A 6,387-nucleotide genomic window follows, 5' to 3' on the forward strand; every position below is an offset into this window, starting at 1 on the left:
CTGCACGATAGGCCATAGATGCTACCGCAGTTCGTCCCGAACTTCGGTTAACGGTCTTAGTCGTACAGTGATAAATTGCCATGCCTTAGCCTTGTAATGGTTTTGCTTTTGCTTTTAAAAAATTGCGTAGCAATTTTTTGGGGTTAAGGGGATTCCCCTTACGCAAACTTTGACTTGGATGAAATCCAAGTCGTAAGTGCGCATTTCATGAAAAACACGATAGCATATAGCCCGCTTGAATTTCAATTCATAGGGCCTTATGCTTGAGTGGTTTTCTATATCCCGAAATCTGAATCATGACAAAAGCTGCTGAAACTCTTGAAAAGAAAATTGAAGCCCAGTTAGAGAAGCTGAAACAGTTAAAGGCTCGTAAACAAGCTATCGAAGCTAGAGAGAAGTCAAAGCAGAAAGAGCAGGAAAGAAAGGATGATACTCGACGTAAAATTTTGCTTGGTTCTTATTTGATTAAAAAAATGAATGCCAATGAAGCCAATAAAGAAAAAATACTCGCTGAACTCAACGAGTATTTAACAGAAGATAGAGATAGAGAGTTATTTAACCTTAAATCTAATTAGTTTTTATTTTGATAAAGTTGTCTATATTGCTCGGCCGTTTTTTGAGTGATTTCTAAATTTTTGTCCATCATTGTAGATGGATCATATTTATCTCCCCATTCAATGACCTTTCCATCTAATAAGGTGACATATAATCTATCTTGAGAAAGCATTTCATTATCCATGCTGATATAACCTACTCTTGATAGCCCCCAATAAGAATATTTCTCTTCAAAACCTTGCGGTGTCTTTCTTGCAGCCACCTTTTTTGGATTTCCTAATAGAGATACTACTTCTTGTTTCGTCATGCCTATTTGTAAGCTCATTGCCTTCTGGTTATAAGGAATTACTGTCGCACAACCTACTAATAAAAGTACTGCTAAAGTACTTAATATCCATTTTTTCACAAACATTCTCCAAAAATAATTTTTAAATATTATCTTATAAGAACAATTTTTTTGTCTCATAGTTTGATAATTCTAAATATTATCTAGTTAGTTCAATTATCTTAAAAACTTACTAAGAAAGCTTTTTTATACGTTAAAACCATGCTCTACAAGCAAAGGAAAGAACATTTCAAAGTGTCTTTTTTCTGCTAGCATTTCAGCTAAAAGTTGTCCGAATTGTTCATAATTTCCAGTACCAATTAAGTGGCTATATTCACTTTGTACACGCTCATCATAGGCAAGTTTAGATCCAAACTTAAGACGTTGTGAATCAGTCATTCGGTTAAAAAAATCTCCTATATTTTTATTTTTTTTAGCCTCAGTTCTTATTTGCTTTTGCTTAAATTTGAATGAAAACCCAGTGATTGTTCGTCCCTGCTTATGCTGTTCATATGTAGCCTTAATGTCTGTATGCTCATTGATCTGAGTAATAGCTGTTTCTAATACACGACTTTTAAAGTGGTGCATACGCTGATATTCATCATCTTCGACACCTAAATTTTTACGTAATTGTTGAAGTTCAAAAATTGGTGTTTTACCAACTTCACGCCAAGAAATTAATAACTCATAAAGCCTAGTCGCATATTTACTTGTTAAATGGGCAACTTGTTTAGCCTCGTACTTAGTAAAATGTTCTTCTAACCTAGTAATTAAGGGCACCACGTCAGGAGCGAAAGTAATTTCTAATAACGCTAAGTCGTCAACGTAAAAAATCCGGCTCACCCAACGAGAGCGAACAACACCGACCTTTCCAGTTTTTTTATATTCAGCGGTATAGCTAAACTGTCTATTAAATAGATTATTTACAGCCTCTTTCAAGGCCTTATAAGACGCATCAGGTGATACATTAAATAGCTTTGCATAATCACTAGCATGTATTTCAAGCTTACTGTCTGCTGTGATGCCTTGCCCCAATTCCCTTGCATTAATAATCGCAAGCATCACTAAACGCTGTTCTGTTAGTTCCAAATTATAGCTGGCGTTTATTAATGCATTATCTTTCACAACTAAACCATTCTTCATATTAAGTACACGTTATTATTAATGTGTATTTACACACTACATATAATCTGTGTGGAATTCAAGAGAATTTGTGTGCTTATACAAGAGAATTTGTGTGCTTATACAAGAGAATTTGTGTGCTTATACAAGAGAATTTGTGTGCTTATACAAGCTGAAACATAGGCATAGAGCGACTTACAGCTCGCGTAAAAGCATTTAAAAGCTTTAAAATATATATAAAAGCCTAAGCAGGCATGAAAACAGCCCTATGCCCTCGCTAAAGCTCGGACGTTTTAACCTCGCTTTCGCTCGGTTGAGGGGCTGTTTTTTTTCAAATATGAATTGAAAATTTAATAAAAAAGAAACTATGCCTTCGCTTCGCTCAGTAGTCTTTATGCTCGCTTCGCTCGTCTAGAATTTGACTAATAGAGTTCGCACCCATTCGGGATGCTCTGTATCTTTCGTTATGAAGCAAAAGGGAGCTTGTAATCAGGGAAAAGGCAGGGGCGAAATTTTAATGCCAAGTGGTCGCTCGTAGACACTCGCTCGGCTATTACTGGAAGAAGTTTAATAATTAAAATATCTAATCAAAACCGTGGAACAATGATCAAATAGTAAGCGTGGAACATAAAAAATAGAAAAGTTGCCGCCTTGTTGCTCTATGATTCAAGGCGGCAATCTCTAATATAATGATCTTGAAGGAAAAAACAGTTGTATTTCGTATAAGGTGTATTATGTTAATTTTAGAAAATCTAAAATAATTATTGATAATTTTTTTTTGAAAATTTAACATACCTTCCGATTGGTATTTTAGGTATGATTACTTATGAACAGTGTGTTACTCGCTTATGTATTACTTGGATTTGCAATAGTTTCCGAAGTGATTGGAAGTAGTTTTTTAGTTAAATCGGAAGGGTTTACAAAACTTTTTCCAAGCGTGATGGTCTTTATTTTTTTTAGCACGGCATTTTATTTATTATCACAAGTTATTAAAACAATCCCTTTAGGTATCGCATACGCTATATGGGCTGGTGTTGGGATTGTTCTAACTGCTGTAGTTGGCTACTTTGTTTTTAAACAGACACTAGATAATCCTGCTTTAATTGGAATTGGTTTTATCGTATCTGGCGTAATAATTATTAATTTATTTTCGCAATCAGCAGGTCATTAAGTGAAAGAAATTCGGCAACAAAAGAAGCAACCAGAGGTTATTCGAAAGCGCATCCTTGAACAGGCAACTATTCTTGTTTCTCAAAAGGGTATTTCTGGTGTTTCTATTCAAAATATTGCTACAGCAGTAGGTATAACAAAAGGGGGGGTATTTCACCATTTCCCGAATAAAAAAAATTTGATAGAAGAAATGTTCAATCAAATAATTCTTGATTTAGATCAAACAGTTGAATACTTGATTAAACGCGATCCAACAGAATATGGTAAATTCACACGAGCTTATATTCATAGTTCTTTTATCCATCAAATAGATGGGGTGGTTTCTGCTTGGTCAGCGTTATCAATGACTATGATCACAGAGCCTACCTTTAATAAAATTTGGATGGAATGGCTAAAAAATAGATTATCTCAACATGCAGAAACGGATAGTCATCCTGATTTAGAGTTACTTCGTTTAGCAGCAGATGGGTTGTGGCTACAAAGTATTACCGGAGTCATTGATGATGAGCAATGTTCAAAATTAGAAGACGATCTGCTTAATCGAACCTATTTAACATAAAATCTCTTATTCGAAATAGATCAAGAAGGACAATTTAATGATAGAAAAAGGGGCAATCATTTCTGACTGTAACAAATATCGTTATTCACTTTGGCGTATTTGGGATAAAGAAAAACCAATATTTACCTTTGTCGGCTTAAATCCATCAACTGCAGACCATGAGCAAGATGACCGAACCATAAGACGATGCATTAATTTTGCTAAAAGTTGGGGAGGTGGTGGCATTTATATGGCTAATCTATTTGCATATAGAGCTACTGATCCACAAGAAATGATGTCCCAAGAAGACCCTATTGGTCCTGATAACGATGCCCACTTAAAGCAATTAGCAGCAGAATCCCAAAAACTTATTGCTTGTTGGGGAAATGATGGTGTTTTTAAAGCGAGATCAACTTTTGTAAAACAATTGCTTACGGACAGACTCTATTATCTTAAATTAAATAAAAGTGGAGAACCTGGACATCCGTTATATATACATTCTTCCACTCAAATACAGCCTTTTTAGATTCCATTTAACATAATGGCTGTTATACGAAATTTGGATGTTAGAACCTATTTAAATTAATGAATTATTGAATAAGTAAAACCCTCTAAGTAGACTTTTAGAGGTTGTAAATCTAGGAAAAAGGCTAAACATGCCGTTGATTGAGTATTACGGTCTGCTATTTGAATGGCACGATAAAAAAATGGAAATAGTCTATCGAGGGCGTGAAATTACTTTTGAAGAAGTATGTAGCGTTTTTCTTGATCCAGAGCTGATTTCCTTTGACGATCTTGGTCATTACGATGAGCAACGGCTAATATCAATCGGTCTAAGTAATCGTGGTAGACTACTAACAGTGGTTTGGGTTGAACGTGGTGATGTTGCAAGAATCATTACTGCCTTTGAGCCATCGCACAATCAAAAGCGGAGGTATAACCATGCAAAATGAATTAGAACGCTATAAAAATTTTGACCCTACCAATGCGCCAGTAGTAAAACCGAATTTTGTTAAAAAATTACAAGAACGCCATGCTATTGCTCAAGCAAAGGCTTTTGATGCAGATGTCGTAACTTGGCTAAGTTCTCAAGATGATGAAACAAAACAGCACATTAACGATATGGTGCGCCATATCATGGCGTTGAAACGTGTTTAATTAAAATTTAGCTCGATGCTTTGAAATATGGCTTTTGCCATGTTTCAAAGTCGAGCCACTTTGCGAAATCCGGTATCAATAAAATTAAGAGAAGAACCGAGCAAAGTACTTACCCGTATTTATTTAGGGTCAATCACGCAATAATCCTTGTTTGTTCCGTGACAGTCATTTTTCATAATTCGGACACAGGATTTACCATTACAGTTTTTAATATCTAGATTATATCTTTGTTCTAGCCAAGCTGCTTCTGCACGACGTTCTTTGATCTCGTCAAAACTTGGAATGAATAAAAATATAAAAGACAGAAAAACCAATACCAGACTAAGGAAAATTGCACACAACAAGGCAATAAATCTGTAGTTCAATTTATCGGTGGCTTTATCTAACTCCTGAATACGTCTCTGAAGGGCGCGTGTAGCTTCCTGATTTGCGTTATTTAGGGTCTTTTTGCTCTGTTCTAGTACCCCACTAGCTACCTTATTGTAAAACGTCTCTAATCGCTTGTTATCGTCTGCTATGGCTTCCCTGTATTCCTTCATGGATGCCAATAAAATATATAACTGGTCGTCTAAATCGTTTTGATTGCTCATAGGGAAGGCCCATTTCTATTCATGCTTTTGCGTTGTTTCAGCTTCATCGCTTGTTCTTGCTGTAGCTTTAACTGCTTTTTATGTTCCAGTTCCAGACGTTTAGCTTCCTGATCTTTCTTCCATTGCTCAAAGCCTTTTTCAACACGGTTGAAACCCTGTTCTAAGGTCTGTTCCTTGTGCTGTTGTTTGTATTGGAGCTGTTGACTGTTCTGCTGTTTGATCGTGTCGTTGAAACGGCTAATTTCAGTATCTATGCCCTTTCTGCGCATCTGGGTGACTTTACTGCCTTCATGTATGGTGGCTTGTAGCTGATTACCTTGATCGGCATAACTGCGGTGGTCGATTCTTTCCCGATACCCTGCATATTCCAGAGCATGATTAGCTAAGTTTGCCCAGGTGGCTCGAATCTGTTTAATTTCTTCCTGGCTTGTTCCCATGCCTAAGCTTTTTCTTTTGGTGTTACTTAATTCAATATCGGCCTTATCTTTCAGCACCAGATTATGATCTTGATCGAGTTCAGCCTTGCGCGTAGTCAGCAAGATATGCGCGTGATGATTTTTATCATTGCCGTTATGGCTAGGCGCATGAATGGCTAAGTCTGCAATCACCCCATAACGGTCTACTAAAGATTGGGCAAACTCTTTTGCTAGTTCTTTTCGCTGTTCTTCGTCCAGTTCGTCCGGTAGAGCAATCACCCATTCACGTGCAGTTCGGGCATCTTTCCGATTTTCTGATTTTTCTGCCAGATTCCAAACTTTGCTTCGGTCTAACTCAGTATCCAAGTTAGAAAGAATCTCTGTATAAACCACACCTTCTTTTCTTTTGAAGTCGTGCGTTAATCCTGTCCGTTCATCTGTCAATTTTTCTCCTGCACGATAGGCCATAGATGCTACCGCAGTTCGTCCCGAACTTCGGTTAACGGTCTTAGT

General features: G+C 36.7%; 10 protein-coding genes. 6 read left to right on the forward strand and 4 right to left on the reverse strand.

From position 1 onward, the window contains the following. The first annotated feature begins 296 nt into the window (after positions 1 to 296). Positions 297 to 575 carry a hypothetical protein gene (locus tag F891_RS16650; protein ID WP_005264925.1) on the forward strand — a complete coding sequence of 93 codons (279 nt, stop codon included), beginning with the start codon at positions 297 to 299 and terminating at the stop codon, positions 573 to 575. On the opposite strand, the gene F891_RS16655 is transcribed toward F891_RS16650, so the two are convergent. Further along, positions 572 to 961, reverse strand: coding sequence for a hypothetical protein (locus F891_RS16655; RefSeq protein WP_004282228.1), 390 nt, complete (start codon positions 959 to 961; stop codon positions 572 to 574). The two genes, F891_RS16650 and F891_RS16655, sit on opposite strands and share 4 nt — an antisense overlap. A 126-nt stretch (positions 962 to 1,087) precedes the next feature. Then, complete coding sequence (gene repM / locus F891_RS16660) at positions 1,088 to 2,023, reverse strand: replication initiation protein RepM (RefSeq protein WP_004282229.1); 936 nt, start codon at positions 2,021 to 2,023, stop codon at positions 1,088 to 1,090. An 805-nt stretch (positions 2,024 to 2,828) separates the two neighbouring features. On the opposite strand from repM, the gene F891_RS16665 reads away from it, so the two are divergent. The 5 genes from F891_RS16665 to F891_RS16685 all read left to right on the forward strand — a co-directional run bounded on the left by F891_RS16665 (position 2,829) and on the right by F891_RS16685 (position 4,868). Further along, positions 2,829 to 3,173 (forward strand): SMR family transporter, encoded by a 345-nt coding sequence (locus tag F891_RS16665; protein WP_005146112.1) that lies wholly within the window; start codon positions 2,829 to 2,831, stop codon positions 3,171 to 3,173. Next, positions 3,174 to 3,731 (forward strand): TetR/AcrR family transcriptional regulator, encoded by a 558-nt coding sequence (locus tag F891_RS16670; protein ID WP_005146114.1) that lies wholly within the window; start codon positions 3,174 to 3,176, stop codon positions 3,729 to 3,731. A 37-nt stretch (positions 3,732 to 3,768) separates the two neighbouring features. Next, the gene (locus tag F891_RS16675) at positions 3,769 to 4,236 is read left to right on the forward strand and encodes a DUF1643 domain-containing protein (protein ID WP_004727917.1); all 468 of its coding nucleotides are present in this window, start codon (positions 3,769 to 3,771) and stop codon (positions 4,234 to 4,236) included. 130 nt (positions 4,237 to 4,366) lie between these two features. Further along, positions 4,367 to 4,663, forward strand: coding sequence for a BrnT family toxin (locus tag F891_RS16680; RefSeq protein ID WP_004282231.1), 297 nt, complete (start codon positions 4,367 to 4,369; stop codon positions 4,661 to 4,663). Beyond that, positions 4,653 to 4,868, forward strand: coding sequence for a hypothetical protein (locus tag F891_RS16685; RefSeq protein WP_005022345.1), 216 nt, complete (start codon positions 4,653 to 4,655; stop codon positions 4,866 to 4,868). Before F891_RS16680 ends, F891_RS16685 begins: the two co-directional genes overlap by 11 nt. A gap of 119 nt (positions 4,869 to 4,987) precedes the next feature. Here the strand turns inward: F891_RS16685 and F891_RS16690 are convergent, their stop codons facing one another. Both F891_RS16690 and mobQ read right to left on the reverse strand, forming a co-directional pair. Then, a complete protein-coding gene (locus tag F891_RS16690; protein WP_005264930.1) occupies positions 4,988 to 5,458 on the reverse strand; it encodes a hypothetical protein in 471 nt (156 codons plus the stop codon). Then, the coding region (gene mobQ, locus F891_RS16695) for a MobQ family relaxase (protein ID WP_005264932.1) at positions 5,455 to 6,387 on the reverse strand (933 nt) is incomplete at its 5' end. The genes F891_RS16690 and mobQ, both read right to left, overlap by 4 nt.

Source organism: Acinetobacter sp. CIP 101966, from assembly GCF_000369725.1.
Lineage (GTDB): Bacteria > Pseudomonadota > Gammaproteobacteria > Pseudomonadales > Moraxellaceae > Acinetobacter > Acinetobacter lwoffii_Q.